Consider the following 26,581-nt stretch of genomic DNA (forward strand, 5'->3'; position numbering starts at 1 on the left):
TGGATAGGGCTAATGCGAAACGGTCGCAAGTCCATCTGCGAGTGATTCGCAGTCGCTGGCCTTCGGTTCGTCGCAATTCCGAGACGGGAGAGTGCGCTACGCGGCGAGGATGATCGTCGGGGCCCGCCTGGATGTCATTGCGAGCGCAGCGAAGCAATCCAGGGCGTCCTGATCCGGCTCTGGATTGCTTCGCTGCGCTTGCAATGACGGTGTGAAGAGGAGTTACGCCAAAGCGGCGTCGACGCCCATCAGCTTGGGGAAGAACCCTTCATGCGCGCGGCGTAGATCGTCGATCGCCACCACGTCGTCGCGATCCGGGCGTTCGAAGATCAGGCGCTTCCCGCCGGTCCGGCCCAGCGGCTCCGCCTCGACGCCGGCGGCGTGGGCCGCACCCAGGAAGTCGAGCAGCGCATGATCGTGGACGGTGACGACATAGACGCCCTGGTCTTCGGCGAAGAAGGACGCCGCACAGCCGAACGGCTGCTTGCGGTCGATCATCGCGCCGATGTTGCCGGCCAGCGCCATTTCGGCGAGCGTCACGGCAATGCCGCCGTCGGACACGTCGTGGACGGCGCTCAACTGGCCGTTGACGATGGCGTCGCGGATCAGGTCGCCGGTCTTGCGCTCGGCAGCGAGATCGACGGGCGGGGGCGGGCCCTCTTCGCGGCCATGGCATTCGCGAAGCCACACCGACTGGCCGAGATGCCCGCCGCGCGTGCCGATCACGAGGATGACGTCGCCGATGCCCTTGAACGCGATCGTCGCGTTTTTCGTCCAGTCCTTCAGCAGGCCGACGCCGCCGATCGCCGGGGTCGGCAGGATCGCCGAGCCGCCGCCGGTCGCCTTCGATTCGTTGTAGAGCGAGACGTTGCCCGACACGATCGGGAAATCTAGCGCACGGCAGGCATCGCCCATGCCCTCGAGACAGCCGACGATCTGCCCCATGATCTCGGGCCGCTGCGGATTGGCGAAGTTGAGGCAGTTGGTGATCGCGAGCGGCGTCGCGCCCACCGCGGTCAGGTTGCGCCATGCTTCGGCGACGGCCTGCTTACCACCCTCGACCGGGTCGGCGAAGCAATAGCGCGGCGTGCAATCGGTGGTGATCGCCAGCGCCTTGTCGGTGCCATGCACGCGGACGACCGCCGAATCGCCGCCCGGCGCCTGCACCGTGTCGGCGCCGACCATGTGGTCGTACTGCTCCCAGATCCAGCGGCGGCTGGCGATGTCCGGCGAGGCCATCAGCGTCAGCAGGTCGCGCGCGATGTCGTCGCTTTCGGGGGCATCGGCAAGCGGCGCCGGCTTGGGCGTCGGCACGTGCGGGCGATCGTACAGCGGCGCTTCGTCGGCAAGCGGAACCAGCGGGATATCGCAGACCGTCTCGCCCTTGAACTTCAGCACCATGCGCTCGGTATCGGTGACGTGACCGATGACCGCGAAGTCCAGCTCCCACTTGCGGAAGATCGCCTCGGCCTCGGCCTCTCGGCCGGGCTTTAGCACCATCAGCATACGCTCTTGGGATTCGGAGAGCATCATCTCGTACGGGGTCATCCCCGTCTCGCGCTGCGGCACGTCGTCCATGACGAGTTCGATGCCGACGCCGCCCTTCGACGCCATTTCGACCGACGACGAGGTGAGGCCGGCCGCGCCCATGTCCTGGATCGCGACGATCACGTCGGTCGCCATCAGTTCCAAGCACGCCTCGATCAGCAGCTTTTCGGTGAAGGGATCGCCGACCTGCACGGTCGGGCGCTTGGCATCGGCATCCTCGCCGAAGTCCGCACTCGCCATGGTCGCGCCATGGATGCCGTCGCGGCCGGTTTTTGACCCGACATAGACGATCGGGTTGCCGACACCGCTAGCGGCCGAATAGAAGATCTTGTCCTGATCGGCGATGCCGACGGTCATCGCGTTGACCAGGATGTTGCCGTCATAGGCGGGGTGGAAATTCACCTCGCCACCGACCGTGGGCACGCCGACGCAATTGCCGTAGCCGCCGATGCCGTGCACGACGCCGCTGATCAGGTGGCGCATCTTGGGGTGATCGGGCCGGCCGAAGCGCAGCGCGTTCATGTTGGCGACGGGGCGTGCGCCCATCGTGAACACATCGCGCAGGATGCCGCCGACGCCGGTTGCCGCGCCCTGATACGGTTCGATGTACGACGGGTGGTTGTGCGATTCCATCTTGAAGATCGCCGCCTGACCGTCGCCGATATCGATCACGCCGGCATTCTCGCCGGGGCCGCAGATCACCTGCGGGCCTTCGGTCGGCAGCTTCTTCAGGTGGATGCGGCTCGATTTGTAGCTGCAATGCTCGGACCACATAACCGAAAAGATGCCGAGCTCGACCAGATTGGGCTCGCGGCCCAGCGCGTGCAGGACGCGCGCATATTCTTCCTCGGACAAGCCATGGTCGGCGACGATCTGGGGCGTGATCTCGGTCATGGCCCGCGCCCTTAGCGGGATGGGGGAGGTTCGTCACCTCCCGCGGTGGGAAACCTCCAAATCCCTATGTCACCCCGGACTTGTTCCGGGGTCCACTCTGCGGCGAGGGGATTGGCATGAGCCTCTTGCCTCGCCCTTGCTGCCCGGTGGACCCCGGAACAAGTCCGGGGTGACGTAGGATATTGGCTGCATACGTATGCCTTCCCCTCGACGGTTGACCTTGTTGCGGCCGCCCGCGCACAGCCTGTCACATAACACCGGGAGAGACCTGAACGATGCGCGCCACGATGCTGCTGGCCCTGACCGCCCTTGCAACCGCGACGGTGCCGTCTCTCGCCTCCGCGCAGGCGGCGCCTGCCGTAACCGCGCGGGCCGACGGGGCCGATCTCGCCACCGCCGGCACGACGATCCGGGTCGTCGCGCTGACTGATTCGATCCTGCGCATTCGCGTCGGGCGCGGCGGTGCGATGCCCGAGGATGCAAGCTGGGCCGTCGATGCGAAGACGCGCGCGCAGCATGTCGCCGTCACACCTGCCACGGACGGCTTCGCCACCAAGGCGCTGCGCGTCCGTTTCCGTGCCGACGGCCGCCTGCGCATCGAGGATCTTGCCGGCAACCTCATCTCCGAAGACGCCGCACCCGTCGCCTTCGACGGCAAGGGCTTCGCGCTCGCCAAGACGATGCCGCAGGCCGAGCATTACTTCGGGATGGGCGACAAGACCGGCGGGCTCGATCGCCGCGGCAAGAGCTTCGTCGACTGGAATACCGACGCGTTCGGCTTCGGGAGCGGCGACGATCCCATCTACAAGTCGATCCCGTTCTTCATCGGCGTCGGCGGAGCGGGGGGCAGCTATGGCCTGTTCCTCGACAATACGACGCGCGCCTGGTTCGATTTCGGCCATCGCGACGACACGCGGCTGGCCTTCGGCGCGCCGGATGGCCCCATCGACTGTTATCTGATCGCCGGCCCGACCACGGCAGAGGTGGTCCGCCGCTACACCGACCTGACCGGCAAGGCGCCGCTCGTGCCGCAATGGGCGCTGGGCTATCAGCAGTCGCGCTACAGCTACATGACCGCGGACGAATTGCGCGGCGTCGCTGCTCGGCTGCGGCAGGAGCGCGTGCCCACCGACGTGTTGTGGCTCGACATCGACTGGCAGGATCGCAACCGCCCCTTCACCGTCGATAGCAAGGCGTTCCCGGACATGAAGGCGCTGCTGTCCGACCTGAAGCGCGACGGGTTCAAGGTGGTGACGATCACCGACCTGCACGTCGCTCAGGCGCCCGACCAAGGCTACCGCCCCTATGACGAGGGCATCAAGCGCGACGCCTTCGTCCACCGTGCCGACGGCTCGGTCTATGTCGGGCCGGTGTGGCCGGGTCCGTCGGTGTTCCCGGATTTCACCGAGACTAGGGTGCGCGACTGGTACGGCACTTTGTTCGCCGATCAGGTGAAGATGGGCGTCGCGGGCGCGTGGAACGACATGAACGAACCGGCGATCTTCAACACGCCGACCAAGACGATGCCGGCGGACGTCATGCATCGCATCGACAGCGACGGCTTCGGCCCCCGCACCGCGACGCATGCCGAGATTCACAACGTCTACGGCATGCAGAACACGCGCGCGACCTATGACGGCCTGCGCAAGCTGTTGCCCGACGAGCGTGCCTTCGTGATGACGCGGGCGAGCTATGCCGGGGGGCAGCGCTATGCGGTGACATGGACGGGCGACAACCTTGCGACCTGGGACCATTTGAAGCTGTCGATCCAGCAGATCATCAACTTAGGGTTGTCGGGCTTTTCCTATGGCGCCGCCGACGTCGGCGGCTTCGCGGGCGGCCCTAGCCCGGATCTGCTGACGCGCTGGTTCCAGATCGGTGCCTTCTACCCTGTCTTCCGCGACCATGCCGCCAAGGGCACGCCGCGTGCCGAGCCGTGGGTCGACGGGCCCGATCACCTCGCGATCCGGCGCCGCTTCGTCGAGGAACGCTATCGGCTGATGCCCTATCTCTACGCGCTCGCCGAACAGAATGCGCGCGCGGGCGATCCCATCCTGCGTCCGGTGTTCTACGATTACCCGTCCGCCATGCGCATGTCGTGCGACCAGTCGTGGACGTTCACCGTGGGACGCTCGCTGCTCGTCGCGCCCGCGCCGCACCCCGACCAGCCGCAGGCCTATGACGTCTGCCTGCCCGCGGGGGGCTGGTACGATTATTGGACGGGCCAGCGGGCCGGCACGCCCGAAGCCGCGGACAATGGCCCGATCCAGTCGGCGACGCAGGCGACGGGGCAGGCGACCGAGCATGGCGACAAGGTGCGCGTCACGCCGCGGATCGATACGCTGCCCGTGTTCGTGCGCGCCGGCACCATCCTGCCGCGCCAGCCCCTGGTGCAGAGCACGGCGGAAACGCCCTCCGGCCCGCTGCAGCTCGACGTCTATCCCGGCGAGGATTGCCGCGGTGACCTGTACGCCGACGACGGCCATTCGATGGCCTTCACCCGCGGCATCTTCCTGCGACAAGGCATGACCTGCACCATGACGCCCAATGGGCTGACGCTGGCCTTCGGCGCGCGGCAGGGCCGCTATGCGCCGTGGTGGAAGCAGCTGCGCGTCGTCGTCCACGGCTGGTCGGGCGACGGCGCGGTTTCGCTTGCGCGCAAGGCCGTAGCAGCGCAGTCGGACGCCACGGCGGGTACGCTCAGCTTCGTCCTGCCCGATCAGCGTCGGGCGGCCGAGGTGACGATCGCCCGCCGCTGACGATCACGAAAGACTATCCATGGCCACCATCCCCTTCGACGTTCCCCACAGCCTCGGCCGCGACGAGGCGCGCGCGCGCATCCAGGCGGGCCTGCCCAAGCTCGCGGAACATATCCCGGGCGGCGGCACCGTGTCCGATCACTGGACCGGCACCGACGCGCTGACGCTCACGATCATCGCCATGGGCCAGAGCGTCGAGGCGAAAATGGATATCGAGGATACACGCATCGCTGGCACGGTGAAGGTGCCGATGATGCTGAGCATGATGTCCGGCCCGATCGCGGACTTCGTGAAGACCAGCGCGGAGAAGATGCTGGCGAAGCCTGCGGCGTAAAGTCCCCGGCCATCGCCCCAACACCCCGTCACCCCGGCCTCGAGCCGGGGTCCCGCTTCTTCCGCGGGCAGTTGAAAAAGCGGGACCCCGGATCAAGTCCGGGGTGACGGGGTGTTTTGAGGCAGCTCCGGCCTACAGCCGCGCCGCGTGCCAAGCGAGATGATCGGCCATGAAGGTCGAGATGAAGTAATAACTATGGTCGTACCCCGGCTGCATCCGCAGCGTCAGGTCGATCCCCGCCTTCGTGCACGCCTCCGCCAGCAGCTCCGGCTTCAGCTGCTCGGCAAGAAACTGGTCCGCATCGCCCTGATCGACCAGCAGCGCCGGCACCCGCGCGCCATCCTCGATCAACGCGACCGCGTCATGCGCGCGCCAGCGCGACCGGTCCGTGCCCAAATAGCCGCCCAGCGCCTTCTCGCCCCACGGCACCTGCGACGGCGCGACGATCGGCGCGAACGCCGACACCGCCTTGAAGCGATCGGCAAACGTCAGCCCGATCGTTAACGCGCCATGGCCGCCCATCGAATGGCCCATGATCGACTGGCGCGACATGTCGGCGGGGAAATGCGCGCCGATCAGCGCCGGCAGTTCCTCGGTGACATAGGACCACATGCGGAAATGCGGGGCCCAGGGCGCCTCGGTCGCATCGACGTAAAAGCCTGCCCCCTTGCCGAAATCATAGGCCTCGTCGTCCGCCACATCGTCGCCGCGTGGGCTGGTGTCGGGCGCCACGAAGATCAGGCCCAGTTCCGCACAGGCGCGGCGATACTCGCCCTTGTCGGTGACGTTCGCGTGCGTGCAGGTCAGCCCCGACAGATACCAGACCACCGGGAGCATCGCGCCATCGTCATGCGGGGGCACGTACACCGAAAAGGTCATCGGCGTGCCCGTCGTGGCGGACATGTGCGTATAGACGCCCTGCGTGCCGCCGAACGCCTTGGCGGCCGACACCGTCTGTAAAGTCATCGGAAGATCACCGTCCTGTTGCCGTTGAGGAAGACGCGCCGCTCGCCCACCCAGGCGACCGCACGTGCGAGCACCTGCGCCTCGATATCGCGGCCGATGCGGATCAGGTCGTCGACGCTGGCGCGATGATCGACGCGCTCGACCGCCTGTTCGATGATCGGCCCTTCGTCGAGATCGGCGGTCACGAAATGCGCGGTCGCGCCGATCAGCTTGACGCCGCGGGCATGCGCGCGGTGATAGGGCTGCGCACCCTTGAAGCCGGGCAGGAAGCTGTGGTGGATGTTGATGCAGCGTCCCGCCAGTCCCTCGACGAGGCGGGGGCCGAGTACCTGCATATAGCGCGCGAGGATCAGATAATCCGCCCGCGCCTCCGCCATCAGCGCCAGGATCGCGGCCTCCTGCGCGTCGCGGTTCGTGTCGTCGACAGGCAAATGGTGCCAGGGCAGGCCATGCCATTCGACTAACGGGCGCAAACTGTCGTGGTTCGAGACGACGCCGGCGATATCCACCGGCAGCGTCTTCGTGCGCCAGCGATGCAGCAGGTCGTTCAGGCAATGCGAGCCCTTCGACACCGCGATCAGCACACGTGGGCGTGCCTCGGCGGCATCCAGGCTCCAGTCGAAGCCGAACGCCTCCGCCACGGGCGCAATCGCCGCCCGCAGCGCCTCAGCCTCTGCCGGATAACGGTCGCCGCCGCGGACGAAGGCGACGCGCATGAAGAACCGGCCCGTTTCCAGATCGGCATATTGCTGGCTGTCGAGGATGAAGCCGTCGATCCCGGCGAGCGCCCCCGACACCGCCGCGACGATGCCGACGCGGTCCTGACACACCAAGGTGAGGATCTGGACCGCGCGGCGCTCCGTCATGCCGCGACGCGGTGCAGCGCGCACACCTTGTTGCCGGCGGGATCGCGCAGATAGGCGAGGTAGAGCTTGCCGAACGGCGCCTCGCGGACGCCCGGCGCATCCTCGATCGCGGTGCCGCCGTTGGCGACGCCCGCGGCGTGCCATGCATCGGCCTGTTCGGGGCTGCTCGCGGCAAAACCGATCGTGCCGCCATTGGCGTGGCAGGCGGGCTGACCATCGATCGGCTTGGTCAGCAGGAACATGCCGCCCGGGTGCATGTAGAGGACGCGACCCTTGGGATCGACGCGGCCAGGCGCGATACCGAGCGCGCCGAGCGTCGCGTCGTAGAAGGCCTTCGAGGCGTCGATATCGTTGGCGCCGAGCATGACGTGGCTGAACATGATGGTTTTCCTCTCTTCGATTGTTGTCTTGGTACGTTTTACGTCATGCCGGGCTTGATCCGGCATCCCGCTTCTTCCTGTCTGATGTCGAAGAAGAAGCGGGACCCCGGGTCAAGCCCGGGGTGACGGGGCAGTGGCGCTCAATAAATCACCACGCTGCGGATGCTTTCGCCAGCGTGCATGAGGTCGAATCCCTTGTTGATCTCGTCCAGCGTCAGGCGGTGGGTGATCATCGGATCGATCTGGATCATCCCGTCCATATACCAGTCGACGATCTTTGGCGTGTCGGTCCGGCCGCGCGCGCCGCCGAAGGCGGTGCCGCGCCAGTTGCGGCCCGTGACCAGCTGGAACGGGCGCGTGCTGATTTCCTTGCCCGCCTCGGCGACGCCGATGACGATGCTGGTGCCCCAGCCGCGGTGGCAGCATTCCAGCGCGGTCCGCATCACCTCGGTATTGCCGGTCGCGTCGAAGCTATAGTCGGCGCCGCCATCGGTCAGCTCCGCCACCTTCGCGACGATAGCCTCACGGTTCATGCCCTTGGTGTTGAGGAAGTGGGTCATGCCGAAGCGGCGGCCCCACTCTTCGCGATCCGGATTGATGTCGACGCCGACGATCATCTTGGCGCCGGCCAGCTTCGCGCCCTGGATGACGTTGAGGCCGATACCGCCGAGGCCGAAGACGACGACATTGTCGCCGACCTGCACCTTGGCCGTGTTGACGACCGCGCCGACGCCCGTCGTCACGCCGCAACCGACGTAGCAGCTAGTGTCGAACGGCGCGTCCTTGCGGATCTTGGCGACCGCGATCTCGGGCAGCACGGTGAAGTTCGAGAAGGTGGAACAGCCCATGTAATGGAAGATCGGCTGCCCCTTGTAGCTGAAGCGCGTCGTGCCGTCGGGCATCAGCCCCTTGCCCTGCGTCGCGCGGATCGCGGTGCACAGGTTGGTCTTCTGGCTGAGGCACGACTTACACTGGCGGCATTCGGGCGTGTAGAGCGGGATGACATGGTCGCCGACCTCAACGCTGGTCACGCCCGCGCCCAGTTCGCGGACGATGCCGGCGCCTTCATGGCCCAGCACGCTGGGGAATAGCCCCTCGCTGTCGAGGCCGTCCAGCGTATAGGCATCGGTGTGGCAGATGCCGGTCGCCATGATCTCGACCAGGACTTCACCCGCCTTTGGGCCTTCGAGGTCGAGCTCGACGATCTCGAGGGGTTTCTTCGCTTCGAAGGCGACGGCGGCGCGGGTCTTCATGGGGCTATTGCTCCGGAGGGAATGATCGCGGCGGGGTTATCGCGGGACGGGCGGCCGGAGCAAGCGAAAGGGCAGGGCTCAGGCCTTGGGGTCCGCCGGCACCGCGACGATGCCTGCGGCGGTCAGCGCGGCCAAGGTCTCGGCGTCGACGCCGGCCATTCGCTCCAGAACCGCGGCGGTGTGCTCGCCCAGCATCGGTGGCGGCGTATCGTAGGTCACTGGCGTATCGGACAATTTGATCGGGCTGCCGATCGTTTCGAAGTCGGGGTTGCGCGGATGCGGGATGGTGACGCGCATGGCGCGCGCCGCGACCTGCGGTTCGTCGAGCGCCTGCGCGATGCTGTTGATCGCGCCGACCGGCACACCGCGGGGATGGATGCGCGCGATCCACGCATCGGCGGTGTCGGTCAGGAAATGGGCGGCGAGCCGTTCGATGACCGCTTCCCGATTCGCGACGCGATCGGGGTTGCGGGCGAAGCGCGGATCGCGGGGCAGATCGGTCAGGCCGATCGCCTCGCACAGCGCGACGAATTGCGAATCATTGCCGCAGGCGATCACGAAATCGCGGTCCGCGGCGCGGAAGACCTGATAGGGCACGATATTGGCGTGAGCGTTGCCATATCGGCCGGGTGCCTTGCCGGTGGTCAGGTAATTCTGGCTCTGGTTGCACAGCATCGCGACCTGCACGTCGAGCAGCGCCATATCGATATGCTGGCCGAGGCCTGTCGTCGCGCGGTGCAGCAGCGCGGCCTGGATCGCGATGACCGAATAGAGGCCGGTCATCAGGTCCGATACCGCGACGCCGACCTTCTGCGGGCCGCCGCCTGGCAGATCGTCGCGCTCGCCGGTGATGCTCATCAGCCCGCCGAGCGCCTGAATGATGAAGTCATAGCCCGGCTCGGCGGCGCGCGGCCCGGTCTGGCCGAAGCCGGTGACCGAACAATAGATCAGGCCGGGGTGCAGCGCGCGCAGGCTGGCATGGTCGAGGCCGTATTTCGCCAGCGACCCCGCCTTGTAATTCTCGATCAGCACATCGCACTGCGGCACCATCGCGCGGATCAGCGCCTGTCCTTCTGCGGAGGCGATGTCGATCGCGACCGATTGTTTGCCGCGGTTGGCCGACTGGAAATACGAGGCTTCGCGTGTCGGCGTGCCATCGGCGTCCGCCATCCAGGGCGGTCCCCACTCGCGCGTATCATCCCCGCGGCGGGGATGTTCGATCTTGATGACCTCCGCGCCCAGATCCGCCAGCGTCTGCGCGCACCATGGCCCCGCCAGCACGCGGCTCATGTCGAGCACTCTCAATCCCGTCAGCGCACCCATGTGGCGATCCTCTCGCGTCCCTCCGTCGGATCGATGCCGGCGGTGTATCGGGGAAGCGCTAGCGACCGCGCGTCGTGCTGCAAAGGGTTACAGCGCACCCACGGGGAGCAGATGCCCCAGCAATGCCGTCGCGGCCATCGCCAGCGCGCCGAGCGCGGTGACGCGCACCACCGCGCGAACCTGCGGGGCGCCCCCGGCCTTGGCACCGATCGCCCCCAGAATGGCGAGCAGCACGATCGCCACCACTGGCACGACCATGACGGCCAGGTGGCGCGGTGCCAGCGCGGCGATCACTACCGGCAGGATCGCGCCAGAGGTAAAGGCGGCGGCGGAGAAAACCGCGGCCTGCACGGGGCGCGATCCGCCGTCGTCGGCAAGGCCCAGTTCGTCACGGCGATGCGCGCCCAGCGCGTCATGCGCCATCATCTGTTCGGCGACCGTCTGTGCCAGCGCGGGCGCGACGCCGCGGCCGACGTAGATGGCGGCGAGTTCCCGTGTTTCGGCCTCGGGATTGCGGTGCAGCTCGGCAGCCTCGCGCGTCAGGTCGGCATGTTCGGTATCGGCTTGCGAGCTGACCGAGACATATTCGCCCGCCGCCATCGACAACGCGCCGCCGACCAGCGCCGCCGCGCCGGCGAGCAGGATGGTCGCTGCGCTGGCGCCCGGCGCGGCGGCGACGCCGACGACCAGGCTCGATACCGAGATGATGCCGTCATTGGCACCCAGCACCGCCGCGCGCAGCCAGCCGGTGCGGTGGACCAGGTGATGTTCGCCGGGGGCATGCGGCAAGTCGGTCATCGGGCAAGCACCTGTGTTGAACGACGACGGCTATACGGACCGCTCGGTCGCAGCGTCGAGCCAATCTGTTGAGACATCAGCCAATAGCAGAGGCGGGGGCGCACAAATCTAAATTAAATTTCAGGCAACGGCGCGGCGACTTCCTCGTTTCGGCTTGATGTGGATCAGGCTCGCCCTGTCGCACGCCGGGTCCCTTGCATCGCCCGGCTGCGCTCCTGTTTCACCCAATGGCGGATGCTGGAGCGCGTGTTCATGGAAGACTATAAGGACGTCCTGGCCGGGAAGTGCCCGTTCGGTGGTGATCGGATCGGCGGAGCACAGACCGGCAAGCCGACGCTGCAGGATTGGTATCCCAATCGCCTGCGCGTCGAGCAACTGCACCGCAATGGGCCGCGCGCCAATCCGCTGGGCGCGGACTTCGATTACAAGGCGGCGTTCGAGGCGATCGACCTTCAGGCGCTAAAGGCGGAAATCAAGGCGTTCCTGACCAGCTCGGTCGCTTGGTGGCCCTCCGACTATGGCAATTACGGGCCGCAGATGATCCGCATGGCCTGGCACTCGGCCGGCACCTATCGCATCGCCGACGGGCGCGGCGGTGCCGGCGAGGCCATGCAGCGCTTCGCGCCGATCGACAGCTGGTGGGACAATGGCAACACCGACAAGTCGCGCCGGCTGATCTGGCCGATCAAGCAGAAATACGGCGCCGCGCTCTCCTGGGCGGACCTGATGGTGCTGACGGGCAATTGCGCGCTCGAGATCATGGGCTTCCCCACCTATGGCTTCGCCGGCGGCCGGCATGACGCGTGGGAGGCGGACGACGCGACCTATTGGGGGCCGGAACATGTCGACATGACGACGGTCAAGTCGTTCGACGAGATGGTGAACCGCGACAAGCGCTGGCGCGGGCAGAACGGCGATGCCGACTATGACCTCGAACAGCCGCTCGCGGCATCGCATCAGTCGCTGATCTACGTGAATCCTGAGGGCCCCTATGCCAGCGGCGATCCGATGGCGTCCGCGCACGACATCCGCGTCACCTTCACCCGCATGGCGATGAACGACGAGGAGACGGTGGCGCTGATCGCGGGCGGCCACGCCTTCGGTAAGAGTCACGGCATGGTGAAGGCCGACCGCATCGGCGCGCCGCCCGAAATGGCGCCGATCGAGCAGATGGGCCTAGGCTGGCACAACCCCGAAGGCACCGGCGCCGGCGAGTTCACGATGACAAACGGCATCGAGGGCAGCTGGACGCCCGATCCGACCCAATGGGACAACAGCTACCTCGAAAACCTGTTCAAGTTCGAATGGGAACAGACGCGCAGCCCCGCGGGCGCGCTGCAATGGACGCCGGTCGACAAGACCGCGCCGCACACCCCCGACGCGCATATCGCGGGCAAGACGCACCCGCTGATGATGATGACCAGCGATATCGCGCTGAAGGTCGACCCCGTCTATCGTCCGATCTGCGAGCGGTTCCTGACCGACTTCGCCTATTTCACCGAGCAATTCTCCAAGGCCTGGTATAAGCTGACTCACCGCGACATGGGGCCGAAGGAGCGTTACCTCGGCGAAGAGCGGACGATCGAGGACGATCTGTTGTGGCAGGATCCGATCCCGCCGGTAGACCATCCCCTGGTCGATGACGCTGACATCGCGACGCTGAAGCAGGCGATCCTGGCCGCGGGGCATTCGGTGTCGGACTTGGCCTTCACCGCCTTTTCCGCGGCGTCGACCTTCCGGCACAGCGACAAGCGCGGCGGCGCCAATGGCGCGCGCATCGCGCTCGCGCCGCAGAAGGACTGGGCGATCAACGCACGCACCCGTCCGGTGATCGACAGCCTGAAGCGCGTCGCGGCGGAATTTGCCGACGATGCGACGGGCGGCAAGGCGGTCTCGCTTGCCGACCTCATCGTGCTCGCCGGCTGCGTCGCGGTCGAGCAGGCGGCGGCCGCGGCCGGCGCGGCGACCGAGGTTCCGTTTACCCCGGGCCGGATGGACACGACGGACGCGCTGACCGATGCGGACAGCTTCGAATGGCTGCGCCCGGTGGTCGATGGCTTCCGCAACTATGTCGATCCGAACTTCGACGCGGTGAACGTCGCCGACCTGTCGCCCGAACAGCTGTTCCTCGACCGGGCTGACCTGCTCGCGCTGTCCGCGCCCGAATGGGTGGTACTGACGGGTGGCCTGCGCGCGCTGGGCGCCAATTGGGACGGATCGTCCGACGGCATCTTCACCGATCGCGTCGGCGCGCTGACCAACGACTTCTTCACCGTGTTGACCAGCATGGATTACGAATGGAAGAAGGCGGATGAGCAGGGATCACGCTTCACCTTGGTCGCTCGCGACGGCGGCGACGCCCGGTTCGAGGCGACGCGCTGCGACCTCATCTTCGGCGCCAATTCGCAGTTGCGCGCGATCGCCGAAGTCTATGCGGCGGCCGATGGCCAGGCGCGCTTCGTGCGCGATTTCGTGAAGGTGTGGGACAAGGTGATGATGCTCGATCGCTACGACGTGCATCAATAATCGCACCGACTATCGGGGGAAGGTTAGCTTCCCCCGATAGTCGCCTCAAAACAGGGGAAAATCCGCCCCATAACGGGTGCTTTACGCTGACGTCATCTTAACGCTTTATGGCCCACATGCGCCGGGACCGATGACTCACCGAGCCCCTGTAATCCGATGCTGACAAACCTTTTTCGCGAGCGCCTGCGTTCGCGGGCCGTGCGCGGCCTGACCGGCGGGGATGAGGCGAGCGCCTCTGCACTCGATCGCCATGTCGAAGCCGCGCAGCAGGGCTTCGCCGCCCCGATCGCGGCCCTGTCGCTGATCTACGACGACATCCAGGCGATCCACGCGGCCCGCGGCGTCGATGTCGGCTGCCTGCCGCGACGGGAGGGATTCTGCACCCTGACGCTGGATGTCTCGGATGTGCTGGAATGCTGCGACGCGACCGTCGATCCGCGTTTCGCAGCCTTGCCTTCGGTGACCGGCGAACCGTTCATCCGCTATTATATCGGTACGCCGCTGCGCCTGATCGACGGGATCGAGATCGGCGCGCTGTGCGTCGCCGATATCAAGCCGCGCCCGCCCGCATCGGTGGATCAGAAGGCCTATCTCGTCGGCCTGGCCCGACAGGTGTCGCTGGTGATGGAAGGGCGCCGCGGCGCCCGGGGGGTGAGGGCCGCATGACCGACATCGCCCTGTGTTTCGCGCAGCACGATGTGCATCTCGTCCTGCTGGCCGCGCTGGTCTGCCTGATCGGCTCGGCGGCCAGCGTTCAACTGTTCCACTGCATCCGGTCGGCGGATGGCTACAGCCGGCTGGGCTGGGTAATGCTGACCGCAGTGGCCACCGGCACGATGGTCTGGGCGACGCATTTCGTCGCGATGATGGCGTATCGCACGTCGGCGCCGGTCGTCCTCGATCCGATACAGACGCTCGGTTCGCTTCTGGTCGCCATCAGTATAGCGGCGCCCGGCCTGGCGCTGGCCGCTTCAGCTCGTCGGGGCGCGGGGGTATTGGGTGGCGGCGTCATCGGCGCGGCCATTGCGCTGATGCACTATCTCGGCATGTCGGCCTATCACGTCGACGGCATCGTCACCTGGACCTGGCCGGTCGTCGCCGTGTCGATACTGCTGTCGGTCGGGCTCAGCGCCGCCGCCTTCGCCCGCGCGCGGCAGGCGGGGCGTGCGGGTGCCTTGCGGACGATGGGCCTGCTCGCGCTGGGTGTCGTGACGCTCCACTTCAGCGGCATGGCGGCGATGCATATCACCGTCATCCGCCTGGGCGATGGCCTGTCGCCGTCGACCATGAACGCGTTGGCCGTGGCGACGGCCGTCGCGTCGCTGATCATCGTCGGCTGCGCTGCGATCAGCGCGCTGATCGACGGGCATACGAAGGGCGAATCCTATCGCCGGCTGCGTCGCATGGCGATGTACGACGGGCTGACCGATCTGCCCAACCGCATGAGCTTCAACGAAGAATTGGAGCGCCGTTTCAACCGCAAGGGCGGGCATCTGTGCATGGCCGTCGTCATGATGGACCTGTCGCGGTTCAAGGTGGTCAACGACACCTATGGCCATCTGGCGGGTGATCAGCTGTTGATGGCGCTAGCGGCGCGGATGACGGCGACGCTGGGTCCCAACGAGTGCATCAGCCGTCTGGGCGGCGACGAATTCGCGGCGGTTATTTCCTACGATCTGGCTGAGGAACTGACCGACTTCCTCGATCGGCTGCGCGCGGTCTTCGACGCACCCTTCGTCTTCGATCGCTTCACTGCCTCAATCGGAACCAATATCGGCGTCGCACTCGCGGTTCATGACGGCTGGGATGCGGACGCGTTGCTGGCGAAGGCGGACCTCGCCATGTACCGTGCCAAGTCGATCCATTCGAGCGAGCCGTGCTTCTACGACGCGCAGATGGACGATGCGGTGCGCGCCCGGCGCGAACTGGTCGTCGATCTGCGGCGGGCGCTCGACCGGGGGGCGTTCGAACTGCATTTCCAGGTGCAGGCGTCGACCGAGACGGGCGAGATCAAGGGGTATGAGGCGCTGGTGCGCTGGAACCATCCTGTGCGCGGCATGGTGCCGCCCGCGGAGTTCATCCCGCTGGCGGAGGAAAGCGGTGAGGTGGTGCCGCTGAGCATCTGGATCCTGCGCCAGGCGTGTTTCGAGGCGGCGCTGTGGCCCAATCGCTATCCGGTGTCCGTCAACCTGTCGCCCAAGCATTTGTCCGATCCGCGACTGGTGATGACGGTGCGGTCGGCGCTGGAAGACAGCGGTCTCGCGCCGAACCGGCTGGTGCTGGAATTGACCGAAAGCGCGATCATCCACGATCGCCGCTTCGCACTTGAACAGCTGCACGCATTGAAGGCGATGGGCGTATCGATCGTCCTCGACGATTTCGGCGTCGGCTATTCGTCGATCGACGTCCTGCGATCCTTTCCGTTCGATTGCATCAAGCTGGATGCGTCGTTCGTCGCCGAACTGGAATATGACGATCAGGCGATTTCGATCCTGCGATCGGTGACGGCGCTCGGCGGGCTGTTGCGCATGCCGGTGCTGGCAGAGGGGATCGAGCGCCCAGCGCAGCTTGCCATCGTGGCGCGCGAAGGCTGCGCCAGCGTGCAGGGCTTCCTGGTCGGCCGGCCCTCGCGCACTTTGTCGGACCCGCACGAGGTACGGCGGACGATGGCGATCGGGGCCGGTCCGGTGGTCGTCGACTTCCGGCAGCAGGCCGTAACCCCCAACGCGGCATGAAGGGACGGTTGACAGGTCCGGTGCGGTTCAACATTGGGACGTTACAACATCACTGGAATATGTTTTGCTTCTTCGATCCCGCGTTGCCGCCTGCCTGTCGCCGCTGATTGCCTGCCTTCCGATCACCCCCGCCGCTGCGCAGGACACCGATGACGTCGCCGTCGGCAGCGGCGATATCGTCGTGCTCGGCACGCGTCGCGCGCGCAGCGACGGGACGCTGTCATCGGATATCGCCACCCGCACGCTCTCGCAGTCGAGCCGATCGATCGAGCGTGACCTGCTGACTGCCGCCGGGACCTATCGCCTGTCGGACGCGCTCGAATTGGTCAGCGGCGTCAGCAACCAGAACAATCGTGGCGGCGTCATGGACAATTTCGCCATCCGCGGCTTCCTGGGCACACCGGATGGCGGTGGGGAATATTACGTCGATTGCTTCCTCGCCAACCGCGGCATGGGGCCGCCCCGAGATCCTGCCACCACCGAACGGATCGAGCTGCTGAAGGGGCCGGCGGGCGCGCTGTTCGGCGACATCGATCCGGCGGGCCGCGTCAATATCGTCAGCAAGACGCCGGATTTCGTCCCGGCCGCTTATGCGGTGTTCACGCTGGGATCGTTCGGAACGCGCCGGGTAGAGCTGGATGCGACCGGTCCCGTGTCGCGGACGCTGGCCGCGCGGATCGTCGTCGCGGCGGAAACGTCGGACGGCTGGCGCAACTTCGTCGGGCTGGATCGGCAGGTGGTGATGCCGTCGCTCACCTGGCGGCCCAGCGAGCAGCTGCGCGTCACCTATATCGGCGAGATCACGCGCTTCGACACGCTGTTCGATCGCGGCATTCCGGCGCTCGACGGCAACGCGAACGCCGTGCCGCGCGATGCCTATTATGGCGAGCCGAACGACGGCCAGACCCGCTTCCGCAACCAGCGTCACCAGCTGACGGCGCTGGCCGACCTCGGCAACGACTGGACGGTGACGGGCGGCGTCGCGTGGCGGACGGGGACGCTAAAGGGCTTTTCCTCGGATCAGTCGCGGTTGGTCGGCGGGCGGACGCTGTGGCGGCAGCGGCGTTCGCGCGATTTCAAGGTGGACGATCTGTCCGCGCGGATCGAACTCGCCGGACATGTCGGTTCGCATCGGCCCAGCATCGGGCTGAAGGGCTACACGCTGGATTATGCCGAACGCTGGATGCGGCGCAATCCGGGCGATCCGGCGCGCGGCGGCAATCCCTATGCGATCGACGTCTTCGCCCCCGTCTACGGCCAGACACCGCCGACGCTGCTGCCCTTCACGAACAATCGCGAAAAGCGCTGGTCAGGTACGGTCTATGTGCAGGACATGTGGGATGTGACCGACCGGCTGACGTTGTCGGGCGGGGCCAGGTTCGATGCCTATCGCCAGCGTATCCGCAACAACAACACGGGGCAGGTGGGGCGTACCGTGGGCTCGCCGATGCATTACAGACTCGGCGCGCGCTACCAGGCGACCGATGCGATCGCGGTCCATGCCAGCTGGGGCGAAAGCTTCGTGCTCAACTCGGGCACGGGTCGCGATGGCAACGGTTTCGCGCCCGAAAGCGGCGTCGGATATGAGGTCGGCGTTGCCGGACGCTGGGCGGGTGTCGACGTCGCCGCAACGTGGTTCGATATCCGAAAGCGCGGCATCCTCGCGAACGATCCTGTCGACCCCGCTTTCAACGCGCCGGTCGGCAGCCTGCGCAGCCGCGGGATCGAATGGGACGCATCGGTACGGATCGCGCCACATTGGCAGATCGTCGGCAATTACGCCTGGACGCGCGCCCGGGTGGACGACGGCGCCTTCCCGACCGATCGCGCGCTGAACGTGCCCGATCACAGCGGCACGGTCTTTGCGCTGGGGCGGTTCACCGACGATGACGGGCGGGGGGTCTCGGTGAGCGCCGGCGCCAGCTACATGGGGGACCGTGCCGGGTCGATCGAGCGCGACTATGTGGTGCTGCCCGCCTATCTGAAGGCGAAGGCTGCCGTCGAATATGCCGTATCGCCGCGGCTGACGTTGCGGGCGGAGGCGGACAATCTGTTCGACGCCCGCTACGCGCAGAGCTCGTATAGCCGCGTGTGGATCTATCCGGGGCAGCCGCGCAACGTCCGGCTGTCGTTACGGGTCAGCAGCTGACGTCGGCTTAGAACGTCGGGTCCTCGCCGGGCAGGGTGGAGACATGGATGCCGCACTCCACCTTGTCCCAGCCGCGCCAGCGGCCGGCGCGCGGGTCTTCGCCGGGGCGGACCTTGCTGGTGCAGGGCGCGCAACCGATCGACAGATAGCCCTGCGCCTCCAGCGGGTGACGCGGCAGGTCGTGCTCGGCGAAATAGGCGTCGAGCTGATCCTTCGACCAGTCGGCGAGCGGATTGATCTTCAGGCGCCCGTCGTCCTCTTCGAAGCGGGGGAGCGCGGTACGGGTGCCGGCCTGGAAGCCCTTGCGGCCCGAAATCCATGCGTCGAACGGGCCGAGCGCCCGGCGGAGCGGTTCGACCTTGCGAATCTCGCAGCAGCCGTCCGGGTCGTAGGACCAGCGCATGCCGGTCGCGTCGCGTAAGGCGAGCAACCGCGGATCGGGCCGGAAGACGCGCAGGTCGGTGAGGCCCAGTCGCTCAGACAGTTCGTCGCGATAGGCGAGGGTCTCGCCGAACATCTTCTGCGTGTTGGTGAAGATGACCGGCACGTCCTTGTCGATCTGCGCCACCATGTGGAGCAGGACCGCCGATTCGGCGCCATAGGACGACACGGAGGCGATACGGCCCGCCAGTTCGCCGGTCAGCAGCTCGCGCAGCATCTCGGGCGCGGGCATACCGGCGAAGCGGATCTGCATCGCGGCGGCGTCCGCAGCAGTGAAGGCGGGCGCGACATCGATCGTGTCGAGCTGACGTGCTGCCTCAGCCATGGCGCAGCTTCCACACCGGGGCGACGGCGTCCGCCGCGGCCTGATAGCGATAGTCGTAGCGGTCGAGCGCACGGGTTAGTGCCTCGCCGTCGATCGGGGCTTCGGGCGCGAAGCTGTCGAAGCCGCAGCGGCGCATCAGGGGCAGCTGATCGACCAGCACATCGCCCGCCGCGCGAAGCTCGCCGGTATAGCCCGCCTCGCGCAAGACGCGCGCGGCGCTGTAGCCGCGGCCGTCGCGGAAGGTGGGGAAGCTGACCTCGACGAGCGCGAGCTGCCCCAGTTGCGGGATCAGCGCGCGCGCGTCCTCACCTGCCTCCAGCCGAACCGCAGTGGCATTGGTCTGGCCGAGGAAGGCGTCGAGCGTGACGGCGGGTTCGTCGTGCGGCTCGTCGTCGCGGAAGCGCAGCAGCGTGTCGGCATCAGCCATAGATCGCCTCCTTGAACGGTTCGAAGCCGACGCGGCGATAGGTGTCGAGGAAGCGTTCGCCCTCGTCGCGGAGCGCAACATAGCGGTCGGTCACGCGCTCGATCGCATCGACCACGCCGTCCTCCGAAAAGCCGGGGCCGGTGATCTTGGCGAGGCTGACGTCCTCCGCCCCCGAGCCGCCGAGCGAGAGCTGGTAGTTTTCGGTGCCCTTCTTGTCGACGCCGAGGATGCCGATGTGGCCGGCGTGATGGTGGCCGCAGGCGTTGATGCAGCCGCTGATCTTCAGCTTCAGTTCGCCCAGGTCCCGCTGGCGTTCGCGATCAGCGAAGCGGTTCGCGATCTTCTGCGCGAGCGGGATCGAGCGCGCGTTGGCGAGGCTGCAATAATCGAGGCCCGGGCAGGCGATGATGTCGGTGATGAGGTCGAGGTTCGGCTCGGCGAGGCCGGCGTCGCGCAGCGCGGTCCAAAGGTCACAAAGGTCACGCCCGTGCACATGCGGCAGCACGATGTTTTGCGCGTGCGTGACGCGTAACTCATTGAAAGAAAATCGTTCTGCCAGATCGGCCAGCAGATCGATCTGATCGGCCGTCGCATCGCCGGGAATACCGCCGGCGGGCTTCAGGCTGACGTTGACGATATGGTAGCCGGGTTGCTTGTGCGCAACCACGTTCTGGTCGAGCCAGACGGCGAAATCGGGATCGCTGCGGTCGACCGCAGCGGCCGGGCCGGTGTCGAACGCGGGGGGCGCGAACATCGCGGTGATGCGGTCGAGCTCGGCGCGCGGCGGGTCGATGCCCAGCTGTTTGACGAGGGCGAATTCCTCCTCGACCTGGCGGCGGTATTCGTCGGGGCCGATCTCGTGGAGCAGGATCTTGATCCGTGCCTTGTAGATATTGTCGCGGCGGCCGTAGCGATTGTAGATCCGCAGGCACGCCTCGAGATAGCTCATCAGGTCGTCGGCGGTGATGAAGTCACGGATCAGGTGGCTGACCATCGGCGTACGGCCCATGCCGCCACCGACGTAGATCGCGGCGCCCAATTCCCCGTTCCGCTCCAGCAGCTGGATGCCGATGTCGTGCAGGCGCATCGCCGCGCGATCCTCGGCCGCGGCGATGACCGCGATCTTGAACTTGCGCGGCAGGTAGCTGAATTCGGGGTGGAAGGTGCTCCACTGGCGGATCAGCTCGGCCCAGGGGCGCGGGTCGGTCACCTCATCCGCCGCGGCGCCGGCATATTGGTCGGCGCTGATGTTGCGGATGCAATTGCCGCTGGTCTGGATGGCGTGCATCTGCACCGTCGCCAATTTCGCCAGGATATCAGGTGTGTCGGCGAGCTTGATCCAGTTGAACTGCAGGTTCTGGCGCGTGGTGAAATGGCCGTAGCCGCGGTCGTAATCGCGGGCGATCGACCCCAGCATGCGCATCTGACGCGCGTCGAGCGTGCCATAGGGAATGGCGACGCGCAGCATGTAGGCGTGCAGCTGAAGATACAGGCCGTTCATCAGCCGCAGCGGCTTGAACTGGTCTTCGGTCAGCTGGCCCGACAGGCGGCGCTCGACCTGGTCGCGGAATTCGTCGACGCGGGCATCGACGATCGCCTGGTCGTATTGGTCGTATTTATACATGCGTGGCTTTCCGGCCTTCGGAGTTTTGGTTCGCGCGACGACGCGAAGACGCGAAGAGGGTTTGGTTCGCGCGGAGACGCGGAGACGCGGAGAGGGCGGGGCGCTGCGGCTCGCTTACCTTCGTCATCCCGGCGAAGGCCGGGATCCATGGTTGCGGCGTGGTCAGCGGTTGCGCGATGCCCTCGGCGACATCGTGTCCGTGGATCCCGGCGTTCGCCGGGATGACGAGGGGGAGGGTGGGGCCATTCATCATATTACCCAGCTTCCGGCTTCGGGGTCCGCCGGCTTGAGCGTCAGGTCCGGCCGCACGGTCGGGCCGAGCGCACGGATGCGATCCTTGATATGCGCGGGGCGGGGGCCTTCGGGCGTGGCGATCGCGTCGATCAGATAGGGGACGTTGACACGGCGCGCGCCCTCCTCGGCCCGCAGGATGCCTTCGCCTTCGTGGCCGACGTCGACGGCATCCTCGACATGGCGCGACCAGCCGGTGCCGGTCCACCACACCACGTCGCCGGTGGGAAGGTCGTTGCCGGTCAGGAGCCTCATGCCGACATATCCTCCGCAACGCGCGCCCAGCGAGCGAGCTTGTCCTCGGCGTCGGACAGTTCGACGACCTCGCCGACGACGATGATCGCCGGGCTTTGCACGCGCTCCCGCTCCACCATCGGACCGAGGTCGGCAAGCAGGGTGCGGATCGCGCGGCTGCCGACGAGCGTGCCGCGCTCGAGCACCGCGACAGGCATGTCGGGCGCGACGCCGTCCGCCATCAGTTTGTCGGCGATGTCGTTCGCCGTCGCGACGCCCATGTAGATCACCAGCGTCCGGCCCTGACCGGCGAGGCCGGACCAGTCCTGATCCGCCAGCCCCTTGCACTGGCCAGCGACGAAGCTGACCGCGCTGCTATGATCGCGGTGGGTGAGCGGCAGCATTGCCTCCGCCGCGCAGCCGAGCGCCGCCGAGACGCCGGGAATGACTTCGACGGGCAGGCCGGCGGCGCGGACCGCTTCGACTTCCTCGCCGCCGCGTCCGAAGATGAAGGGGTCGCCGCCCTTCAGCCGCACGACGATCGCGCCGGTCTTCACATGGGCGACGATCAGCGCATTGATCGCCTCCTGCGGCAGCGTGTGACGGGCGCGGCGCTTGGCGACGGAGATGCGCTGGGCCGACGGCGGTGCGAGATCGAGCACGCGCGGGTCGATCAGCCCGTCGTGGACGAGGATGTCGGCGGTCCGCAACGCCTCCACCGCGCGCACGGTCAGCAGTCCGGGATCGCCCGGCCCGGCGCCAACGAGGATGACGCGCCCACGGGCGCCCGGATCGAGAAGCGTAGCCATGATCGCCGACATGGCCTCTGCGCCCTCGTGCGGCAACGCAGCGATGCTTGTGGCCACGGTAGGGAAGCTTGTGGCTGATTTACATCAATGTCATTTCGGGTGCGTGGTTCACGCCGCGTTAGGGTTTGTCACCTAGCCCTTATGTATGACAAGCATCGCTCCCGTCGGGTGTCAGGGCTGCCGCTCTGCAGCCCATGTCTTCGACATAGCGATGGCGTTCCAGCCCATCGTCGATACGGTCACCGGCCTGCCCTTCGCCTATGAGGCGCTCGTGCGTGGGGGGAACGGCGAGGGCGCGGCCGAGGTGCTGGCGCGCGTGACACCGGACAATCGCTACGCCTTCGACCAGCAATGCCGGGTTGCGGCGATCGAGGGGGCGGTGGCGGCTGGTATCCTCGACACGGGTGCCAAACTGTCGATCAACTTCCTGCCCAATGCGGTCTATTCGCCGCTCGCCTGCATCCAATTGACGCTGAAAACCGCGCGGGCGACGGGGCTGCCGACCGATCGGCTGATCTTCGAATTCACCGAGAATGAAGAGATGGCGGACACCGCGCATGTCCAGACGATCGTCGAATCGTACCGCGCCATGGGGTTCGGCACGGCGATCGACGATTTCGGCGCGGGGCATGCCGGGTTGGGGCTGCTCGCCAAATTTCAGACCGACTATATCAAGCTCGACATGGAGCTGATCCGCGACATCGACGCCAGCCTGCCGCGGCGGATGATCGTCGAGGGGGTGGTGCGGATCGCCGCGTCGCTCGACATCACGCTGATCGCCGAAGGGATCGAGACGGTCGCCGAATATGAGACGCTGCGCGGCCTCGGCGTGCGCTACATCCAAGGCTATCTGCTGGCGCGGCCGGGGTTTCGGACGCTGCCGGTGGCCGTGCTGCCGGACGCGCGCGCGGCGGCGGTGGCGGGTTTGTAGACCTGCGCTTCTATCTTGACCCGTCATTGCGAGCGTAGCGAAGCAATCCAGGGCGTCATGATCCGGCTCTGGATTGCTTCGCTACGCTCGCAATGACGGAAGGAGGGTCGCGATTTACGCGTCCCGCAACCCGATCCCGATATTCGCCCGCGCGCTTTCGGCTTCGTTGCTGACGACGGGATAGGCGCAATAATCGGCGGCGTAATAGGCGCTGGGGCGGTGGTTGCCGCTCCAGCCGATGCCACCGAACGGGGCCGCTGACGACGCGCCGTTGGTCGGGCGGTTCCAGTTGACGATGCCAGCGCGAATGCCCGCCCAGAACCGGTCGTAGAGCGACGGCGTGTGGCTGACGAGGCTCGCCGACAGGCCATAGCGCGTGTCGTTCGCGATGCCGATCGCCTCATCGAAATCGCCGGCACGATAGACCTGCAGGATCGGGCCGAACAGCTCGATATCGGGCCGTTCGGTCGCGTGGGTCATGTCGATGATCGCGGGGCTGAGGAACGGCTTGTCGTCGATCGGCCGTTCCATGTGCCGGATCGGACGGCCGCCGCGCATCGACAGCGCGAGGAAGCTTTCGGTCAGCATGTCGGCGGTATGGTTGTCGATCACCGGCCCCATGAACGGCTGCGGATCGTCATGCGGCGCGCCGACGATCAGCCGCCCGGCGAGCGCATTCACCTGCTCGAGCAGTGGATCGTACAGCCGGTCTTCGACGATCAGGCGGCGCGCGGCGGTGCAGCGTTGGCCGGCGGAGGTGAAGGCGGACTGGATCACCAATACGGCGGCCGAATGCAGATCGGGCGTGTCCCAGACGATGATCGGGTTGTTGCCACCCATCTCCAGCGCCAGGATCTTTTCGGGCTTGCTCGCAAAGGCGCGGTTGAGCGCGAGGCCGGTGCGCGCCGATCCGGTGAACAGCAGGCCGTCGATATCGGCATGCTCGGCGAGCGCCTTACCCTCCGCCGGGCCGCCGAGCAGCAGCCGGACGCACGCCTCGGGCACGCCGGCGGCGCGATAGCAGTCGATCAGGAAGGCGCCGGTCGCGGGCGTCTTTTCGGAGGGCTTGAACACCACCGCATTGCCGGCGAGCAGCGCGGGGACGATGTGCCCGTTGGGCAGGTGCGCCGGGAAGTTATAGGGTCCGAGCACCGCGAGCACGCCGTGCGGCTTGTGGCGCAGCGCCATGCGGCTGCCCATCGGCGCGTCGAGCCGGCGCTGCGCCGTGCGTTCGGCATAAGCGGTGACGGAAATGTCGACCTTGGCGATGACCGTGTCGATCTCGGTCCGCGCTTCCCACAGCGGCTTGCCGGTTTCGCGGGCGAGCAGGTCTGCGAATTGTTCGTGGCGTTGGCGCACGACGTTGCCGAAGCGGCGCATCGTTTCGATCCGCACGGTCAGCGGCAGCGCGGCCCAGGCGGCCCAGCCGCCGCGCGCGGCCTCCACCTCGGCATCGGCGTTGCCGATCGGGCCGCGCCAGAGCTCTGCCCCGGTCGCGGGTTCGTGGGAGATGATCTCGTCAACCATGCGTGTGCGCTTCGGCCCTCCTGCGGGCGGGGTTAGGCGAATGGCGGCGGGGCGGCAAGGTGGCGCTCAGGCGAGCGCGTCGCCCATGTCGCGGATCGCGGCGACCTTGGCGTGCAGGCGAGACCAATCGTCGGCTTCCGCGATGGGGTCCCAGATCGCCTCGACCTCGTCGATCAGCATGCTGCACGGGCCTTCCTGCCAATAAGCGTGGTCGCGCGACTTGCGCGGTGTGTAGGGGGCGAGGGCGGCGCGCAGATCATCCCACGCGCTGCCGTAGCTGTCCGGCAAAGCGCCGCCGAACACGTCGAAGAACAGGCGATCGATGGCCACCTCGCTGGCGCGCATCGTGCGTTCGAGGGTGCGAACGAGCGCGCGGTCTTCGTCGCCGCCGCGCGGGGTGACGCCGATCCGCCAGAGCAGCGCGTCGGCGATCTCACGCTGATAATGCGCCGGGAACGTCTCGAGCGCGGCGATCAACGGGTCGCTCTCGGCGATCAGGCGCAGCGAGGCGGCGAGTTGCATCACGTCCCAATGGATCGCCTCGGGCTGGCGGCCGAAGGCGTAGAGGCCGGCGTGATCGAAATAGGCCGCCGTGAAGGCGGGGTCCCACGTCGGGGCGAACCGCCATGGGCCATAATCGAAGCTTTCGCCCGTCACGTTGATATTGTCGCTGTTGAGCACGCCATGAACGAATCCTGCCGCCATATAGCGCGCGGCGAGCCGCGCGGTGCGCTCGACGACATGGGTGAGCAGGCGGATGGGATCGTCGGACTCCTCGGCGTACAGATTGTGGAGGACGTAACGGACGAGCGCGCGCATGCCCGCTTCGTCGCGTTCGTAGGCGAGGCGCTGGAAGCTGCCGATGCGGATATGGCTGTGGCTGAGGCGCACCAGCACCGCCGACCGCGTGGGGGAGGGTTCATCACCGCGAACCAGCTCTTCGCCCGTCTCGATCAGCGACAGCGTGCGGCTGGTGGGGACGTTTAGCGCCTCCAGCATCTCGGTCGCGAGGATCTCGCGCACGCCGCCCTTCAGCGTCAGCCGGCCGTCGCCGAAGCGGCTATAGGGTGTCTGGCCGGACCCCTTGGTGCCGAGGTCCATCAGCCGACCGGCCTCGTCGTACATCTGCGCAAAGGTAAACCCACGGCCGTCGCCGATGTCGGGATTGTACTGGCGGAACTGATGGCCGTGATAGCGCAGCGCGAGCGGTTGCGGCAGCGTGTCCGGCAGCGGCTGGAAGCGACCAAAGGCTTGAATCCATTCGCGATCGTCCAGCGTCGCCAGCCCGACCTCCGCAGCGGCGCGATCGTTGCGGAAGCGGAGCCGGGTCTTCGGGAAATCGGCGGCCTCCACCGGGGTCGCTATCGTGTCGCCGAGTTCGAGCAAGGCGGTGGCGGGGCGGTATGCTTGCGGGGTGGTGGGCATGTGTGGATATGGAGGG

At 66.9% G+C, this 26,581-nt stretch carries 21 protein-coding genes; 7 read left to right on the forward strand and 14 right to left on the reverse strand.

Features of this window, described 5'->3' with window-relative positions; translation table 11 throughout:
* Nucleotides 1–222 precede the first annotated feature (222 nt).
* Entirely contained in the window at nucleotides 223–2,442 is a 2,220-nt protein-coding gene (gene purL / locus SPHME3_RS0110095) for a phosphoribosylformylglycinamidine synthase subunit PurL (RefSeq protein ID WP_017979286.1), read from the reverse strand.
* A gap of 275 nt (nucleotides 2,443–2,717) precedes the next feature.
* Between purL and SPHME3_RS0110100 the strand changes: the two genes are divergently transcribed.
* Together SPHME3_RS0110100 and SPHME3_RS0110105 are read left to right on the forward strand one after the other, a co-directional pair.
* On the forward strand, nucleotides 2,718–5,201 hold the full coding sequence (locus SPHME3_RS0110100; RefSeq protein WP_017979285.1) for a glycoside hydrolase family 31 protein: 2,484 nt from the start codon (nucleotides 2,718–2,720) through the stop codon (nucleotides 5,199–5,201).
* 19 nt (nucleotides 5,202–5,220) lie between these two features.
* A complete protein-coding gene (locus tag SPHME3_RS0110105) occupies nucleotides 5,221–5,535 on the forward strand; it encodes a polyhydroxyalkanoic acid system family protein (RefSeq protein ID WP_017979284.1) in 315 nt (104 codons plus the stop codon).
* Between the two features lie 132 nt (nucleotides 5,536–5,667).
* On the opposite strand, the gene fghA is transcribed toward SPHME3_RS0110105, so the two are convergent.
* From fghA to SPHME3_RS0110135, 6 genes are all read right to left on the reverse strand, one after another.
* Nucleotides 5,668–6,501: an S-formylglutathione hydrolase gene (gene fghA / locus SPHME3_RS0110110; RefSeq protein WP_017979283.1), complete on the reverse strand. Its 834-nt coding sequence runs from the start codon at nucleotides 6,499–6,501 to the stop codon at nucleotides 5,668–5,670.
* Nucleotides 6,498–7,367 carry a formyltetrahydrofolate deformylase gene (purU, locus tag SPHME3_RS0110115; protein WP_020486539.1) on the reverse strand — a complete coding sequence of 290 codons (870 nt, stop codon included), beginning with the start codon at nucleotides 7,365–7,367 and terminating at the stop codon, nucleotides 6,498–6,500. The genes fghA and purU overlap by 4 nt, the downstream gene beginning before the upstream one ends.
* A complete protein-coding gene (locus tag SPHME3_RS0110120; RefSeq protein ID WP_017979281.1) occupies nucleotides 7,364–7,747 on the reverse strand; it encodes a VOC family protein in 384 nt (127 codons plus the stop codon). The genes purU and SPHME3_RS0110120 overlap by 4 nt, the downstream gene beginning before the upstream one ends.
* A gap of 140 nt (nucleotides 7,748–7,887) precedes the next feature.
* Nucleotides 7,888–9,000 carry an S-(hydroxymethyl)glutathione dehydrogenase/class III alcohol dehydrogenase gene (locus tag SPHME3_RS0110125; RefSeq protein ID WP_017979280.1) on the reverse strand — a complete coding sequence of 371 codons (1,113 nt, stop codon included), beginning with the start codon at nucleotides 8,998–9,000 and terminating at the stop codon, nucleotides 7,888–7,890.
* Between the two features lie 78 nt (nucleotides 9,001–9,078).
* Nucleotides 9,079–10,323 (reverse strand): CaiB/BaiF CoA transferase family protein, encoded by a 1,245-nt coding sequence (locus SPHME3_RS0110130; protein WP_024310289.1) that lies wholly within the window; start codon nucleotides 10,321–10,323, stop codon nucleotides 9,079–9,081.
* Nucleotides 10,324–10,410: 87 nt separating this feature from the next.
* Nucleotides 10,411–11,121 (reverse strand): VIT1/CCC1 transporter family protein, encoded by a 711-nt coding sequence (locus SPHME3_RS0110135; protein WP_017979278.1) that lies wholly within the window; start codon nucleotides 11,119–11,121, stop codon nucleotides 10,411–10,413.
* Nucleotides 11,122–11,373: 252 nt separating this feature from the next.
* Between SPHME3_RS0110135 and katG the strand changes: the two genes are divergently transcribed.
* The 4 genes from katG to SPHME3_RS0110155 all read left to right on the forward strand — a co-directional run bounded on the left by katG (nucleotide 11,374) and on the right by SPHME3_RS0110155 (nucleotide 18,531).
* Nucleotides 11,374–13,647: a catalase/peroxidase HPI gene (gene katG, locus SPHME3_RS0110140; RefSeq protein ID WP_033374126.1), complete on the forward strand. Its 2,274-nt coding sequence runs from the start codon at nucleotides 11,374–11,376 to the stop codon at nucleotides 13,645–13,647.
* Nucleotides 13,648–13,803: 156 nt separating this feature from the next.
* Complete coding sequence (locus tag SPHME3_RS0110145; protein ID WP_017979276.1) at nucleotides 13,804–14,313, forward strand: GAF domain-containing protein; 510 nt, start codon at nucleotides 13,804–13,806, stop codon at nucleotides 14,311–14,313.
* Complete coding sequence (locus SPHME3_RS0110150; protein ID WP_017979275.1) at nucleotides 14,310–16,382, forward strand: putative bifunctional diguanylate cyclase/phosphodiesterase; 2,073 nt, start codon at nucleotides 14,310–14,312, stop codon at nucleotides 16,380–16,382. The genes SPHME3_RS0110145 and SPHME3_RS0110150 overlap by 4 nt, the downstream gene beginning before the upstream one ends.
* 64 nt (nucleotides 16,383–16,446) lie before the next feature.
* Nucleotides 16,447–18,531, forward strand: coding sequence for a TonB-dependent siderophore receptor (locus SPHME3_RS0110155; protein WP_017979274.1), 2,085 nt, complete (start codon nucleotides 16,447–16,449; stop codon nucleotides 18,529–18,531).
* A gap of 7 nt (nucleotides 18,532–18,538) precedes the next feature.
* Here the strand turns inward: SPHME3_RS0110155 and SPHME3_RS0110160 are convergent, their stop codons facing one another.
* From SPHME3_RS0110160 to cobA, 5 genes are all read right to left on the reverse strand, one after another.
* Nucleotides 18,539–19,297, reverse strand: coding sequence for a phosphoadenylyl-sulfate reductase (locus SPHME3_RS0110160; protein ID WP_017979273.1), 759 nt, complete (start codon nucleotides 19,295–19,297; stop codon nucleotides 18,539–18,541).
* Nucleotides 19,290–19,724, reverse strand: coding sequence for a DUF934 domain-containing protein (locus tag SPHME3_RS0110165; RefSeq protein ID WP_017979272.1), 435 nt, complete (start codon nucleotides 19,722–19,724; stop codon nucleotides 19,290–19,292). The genes SPHME3_RS0110160 and SPHME3_RS0110165 overlap by 8 nt, the downstream gene beginning before the upstream one ends.
* Entirely contained in the window at nucleotides 19,717–21,348 is a 1,632-nt protein-coding gene (locus tag SPHME3_RS0110170; protein WP_017979271.1) for a nitrite/sulfite reductase, read from the reverse strand. The genes SPHME3_RS0110165 and SPHME3_RS0110170 overlap by 8 nt, the downstream gene beginning before the upstream one ends.
* A gap of 249 nt (nucleotides 21,349–21,597) precedes the next feature.
* On the reverse strand, nucleotides 21,598–21,894 hold the full coding sequence (locus tag SPHME3_RS0110175; RefSeq protein WP_017979270.1) for a DUF2849 domain-containing protein: 297 nt from the start codon (nucleotides 21,892–21,894) through the stop codon (nucleotides 21,598–21,600).
* On the reverse strand, nucleotides 21,891–22,682 hold the full coding sequence (cobA, locus tag SPHME3_RS0110180) for a uroporphyrinogen-III C-methyltransferase (protein ID WP_024310288.1): 792 nt from the start codon (nucleotides 22,680–22,682) through the stop codon (nucleotides 21,891–21,893). The genes SPHME3_RS0110175 and cobA overlap by 4 nt, the downstream gene beginning before the upstream one ends.
* A gap of 211 nt (nucleotides 22,683–22,893) precedes the next feature.
* Here cobA and SPHME3_RS0110185 point away from each other — a divergent pair, with 211 nt between their 5' ends.
* Nucleotides 22,894–23,613 (forward strand): EAL domain-containing protein, encoded by a 720-nt coding sequence (locus SPHME3_RS0110185; RefSeq protein WP_017979268.1) that lies wholly within the window; start codon nucleotides 22,894–22,896, stop codon nucleotides 23,611–23,613.
* A 114-nt stretch (nucleotides 23,614–23,727) separates the two neighbouring features.
* Here SPHME3_RS0110185 and astD read toward each other — a convergent pair whose 3' ends face one another.
* Both astD and SPHME3_RS0110195 read right to left on the reverse strand, forming a co-directional pair.
* A complete protein-coding gene (gene astD / locus SPHME3_RS0110190) occupies nucleotides 23,728–25,140 on the reverse strand; it encodes a succinylglutamate-semialdehyde dehydrogenase (RefSeq protein ID WP_017979267.1) in 1,413 nt (470 codons plus the stop codon).
* A gap of 66 nt (nucleotides 25,141–25,206) precedes the next feature.
* Nucleotides 25,207–26,565, reverse strand: a complete 1,359-nt coding sequence (locus SPHME3_RS0110195) for a protein adenylyltransferase SelO family protein (RefSeq protein WP_017979266.1) — start codon at nucleotides 26,563–26,565, stop codon at nucleotides 25,207–25,209.
* Nucleotides 26,566–26,581: the final 16 nt, after the last annotated feature.

The sequence above is a fragment of the Sphingomonas melonis DAPP-PG 224 genome, from assembly GCF_000379045.1.
Taxonomy (GTDB): domain Bacteria; phylum Pseudomonadota; class Alphaproteobacteria; order Sphingomonadales; family Sphingomonadaceae; genus Sphingomonas; species Sphingomonas aquatilis.